This is a genomic window from Intrasporangium sp. (assembly GCF_035280925.1).
Classification (GTDB): domain Bacteria; phylum Actinomycetota; class Actinomycetes; order Actinomycetales; family Dermatophilaceae; genus Intrasporangium.
Window position 1 is genome coordinate 1 of record NZ_DATEEY010000131.1, and the last position, 3,293, is coordinate 3,293.

2 protein-coding genes are annotated in these 3,293 nt (G+C 71.4%); both read right to left on the bottom strand.

Annotated elements, in window-relative coordinates:
• Nucleotides 1-2,811: type I DNA topoisomerase (topA, locus tag VJN29_RS12765; protein ID WP_324144009.1), on the bottom strand; the 2,811-nt coding region annotated here is incomplete at its 3' end.
• Nucleotides 2,812-2,925: 114 nt separating this feature from the next.
• Nucleotides 2,926-3,293 (bottom strand): shikimate dehydrogenase family protein (locus tag VJN29_RS12770; RefSeq protein WP_414654360.1); only part of this gene is annotated, 368 nt, incomplete at its 5' end.

Consider the following 3,293-nt stretch of genomic DNA (forward strand, 5'->3'; position numbering starts at 1 on the left):
CTTCCTCGCGGCCCCCTTCTTCGCGGCCCCCTTCTTCGCCGTCGCCTTCTTCGCCGTCGCCTTCTTCGCGGCTCCCTTGGTGGCCGTGCGCTTCTTCGCCGGACCCTGGGCCCGCTTGTCGGCGAGGAGCTCGAAGCCGCGCTCCGGCGTGATCTTCTCCGGGTCGTCGTCCTTGCGCAGGGTCGCGTTCGTCTCGCCGTCGGTGACGTACGGGCCGAAGCGACCGTCCTTGACGACGACCGGACGGCCGGAGGTCGGATCGGTGCCGAGCTCGGCGAGCGGTGGCTTGGCCGCCGCGCGGCCTCGCTGCTTGGGCTGGGCGTAGATGGTGAGCGCCTGCTCCAGGGTGACCTCGAACAGCTGGTGCTCGGTCTCGAGGGACCGGGAGTCGCTGCCCTTCTTGAGGTAGGGGCCGTACCTGCCGTTCTGGGCGCTGATCTCCTCGCCGGTCTCGGGGTCCGTGCCGACGACCCGCGGGAGCGAGAGGAGCCGCAGCGCCGTGTCGAGGTCGATGGTCGCGAGGTCCATGTCCGAGAACAGGGATGCCGTGCGCGGCCTGACCTTCGTGGCCTTGCCGCGTCCCTTGGTGGCGGGCTCCTCCGTGTCGGGAAGCACCTCGGTGACGTAGGGACCGTACCGGCCGGCTCTGGCCACGACGTCGTGCCCCGTCTCCGGGTCCTGGCCCAGAACCCGGCCGTCGTCCGCGGCCGTCTCGAGCAGCTCGCGAGCCATCGCCGGAGTGAGCTCGTCGGGGGCGATCTCGTCGCTGATCGTGGCACGGCGCGGCGTCGTCGGGGCATGTTGGGCGTCGGCGGCATCAGCGGCGTCTGCGGCAGGGGCGCCCGCGTCGGTCACCTCGCCCGTCGCCGGGTCGACACCCGCCGGCACGACCTCCTCGACGTAGGGGCCGTAGCGGCCGACCCGAACGACGATGCCCTCCCCGATGTCGATGGTGGAGATGGCGCGCGCGTCGATGTCCCCGAGGTCGGCCACGAGGTCCCGCAGGCCCTCGGCGGAGGTCGCCTCGTCGCCGAAGTAGAACCGTCGTAGCCAGGCGGCACGCTGCTCGTCACCACGGGCGATGGCGTCGAGGTCCTCCTCCATGGAGGCGGTGAAGTCGTAGTCGACGAGGCGTGAGAAGTGCTCCTCCATGAGACGCGTCACGGCGAACGCCAGCCAGCTGGGCACCAGCGCCGAGCCGCGGTTGCTCACGTAGCCGCGGTCCTGGATGGTGCCGATCGTCGAGGCGTACGTCGAGGGGCGACCGATGCCCTTCTCCTCCATGGCCTTGACCAGGGTGGCCTCGGTGTAGCGCGGTGGTGGGGACGTCTCGTGGCCGAGCGCCTCGGTGCGCACGACCCTCAGCAGCGCCCCCTCGCCCAACCGCGGCAGCCGGCGCTCCTCCTCGGCCTCGTCCTTGCGGCGCGCGGCCTGGCGCTCGTCACGGCCCTCCTCGTAGGCGGCGAGGAAACCGCGGAACGTGATGACGGTGCCGCTGGCGGAGAGCTCGACCGCTCGCGCCGGCGCACCGTCGTCGAGGGTCGCGCCGAGACGCACGGATGCCGTCGAGCCCCGGGCGTCGGCCATCTGCGAGGCGATGGTGCGCTTCCAGATGAGCTCGTAGAGGGCGTGGTCCTCCCCGCGCAGCTCGCCAGCCACCTGGGCCGGGGTCCGAAAGCGGTCACCGGCGGGACGGATGGCCTCGTGCGCCTCCTGGGCGTTCTTCACCTTGCGCTCGTAGTGGCGGGGCGCGTCGGGGACGTAGTCCGCCCCGTAGAGATCGCGGGCCTGCTGGCGGGCGGCGGCGAGCGCCGCATCCGACAAGGTGGTGCTGTCGGTGCGCATGTAGGTGATGTAGCCGTTCTCGTACAGGCGCTGGGCGACGCGCATCGCGTTGCGGCTGTTGAGCCGCAGCTTGCGGGAGGCCTCCTGCTGCAGGGTGCTCGTCGTGAACGGTGCACTCGGGCGCCTCGTGTACGGCTTCTCCGAGACGTCGGAGACCCGGACGTCGGCAGCGCGCAGGGCGTTCGCGATGCCGGTTGCGGCCACCTCGTCGAGCGCCGTGGCCTTGGCGTTCGTCAGCGTGCCGTCGTCGGCGAAGTCACGGCCGGTCGCGACCTTGCGGCCGTCCACACCGGTGAGGCGCGCGGTGAAGAGGTTCGCCTCGGCGTCCGGCGTCAGCTCGGCGTCGACGTCCCAGTAGCTCGCCGAGCGGAAGGCCATCCGCTCGCGCTCACGCTCGACGACGAGCCGCGTCGCGACGGACTGGACCCGCCCGGCGGACAGCCCGGCCTTGACCTTGCGCCACAGCACCGGGCTCACCTCGTAGCCGTAGAGGCGGTCGAGGATGCGGCGAGTCTCCTGGGCGTCGACGAGGCGCGTGTCGACCTCGCGCGTCGTGTTCGCCGCGCGCTGGATGGCCTCCTTGGTGATCTCGTGGAAGACCATCCGCTTCACGGGGACCGTCGGCTGGAGCGTCTCCAGCAGGTGCCAGGCGATGGCCTCGCCCTCGCGGTCCTCATCCGTGGCGAGGTAGAGCTCGTCGGCGTTCTTGAGCAGGGCCTTGAGCTCGCGGACCTTCTTCTTCTTGTCGGCGTCGACGACGTAGAACGGGTCGAAGTCGTCCTCGATGTTCACCCCGAACTTGCCGAACGGGCCCTTCTTGATCTCAGCCGGCATCTCGCTCGGCGTCGGGATGTCACGGATGTGCCCCACCGACGCCTCGACGTCCCAGTCGCTGCCGAGATAGCCGGCGATGGTCCGCGCCTTCGCGGGAGACTCGACGATGACGAGCTTGCGTCCTGGGCTCACGGGGTGCACCTGTCCGATCCGTCCGGCCACGTGCAGCGGATTCGTCGCTGCTCCGACGTGGGGACGCGCACGACGGTAGCGCCCGGGTCGCTCATTGGTGCAACCCGGTCACCCTCAGATCCTCAGCGCGGCGATGGCGGCGGTCCGCATGACGTCCCGGTCCGGCTCGATGCCGGTCCAGTGCCGCACTGCGAGGGCGCCCTGGCCCACGAGCATGCCGAGCCCGTCGAGGGTCGTCGCACCGCGCTCCTCGGCGGCGCGCAGGAGCGCGGTGCGCGGAGGCGAGACCACGACGTCGGCGACCACGAGACCCTCGCGCAGGCTGTCGAGCTCGAGCGCGACCATCGCGTCGCCGTCGCCGAAGCCCACCGACGTCGCGTGCACGACGACATCGGTCGTGGCCGGCACGGCATACGGCTGGTCCCAGGGGACCGATGCCGCGGGGACGCCCGTACCGGCCGTGACGAGCCGGGCGAGCTCGG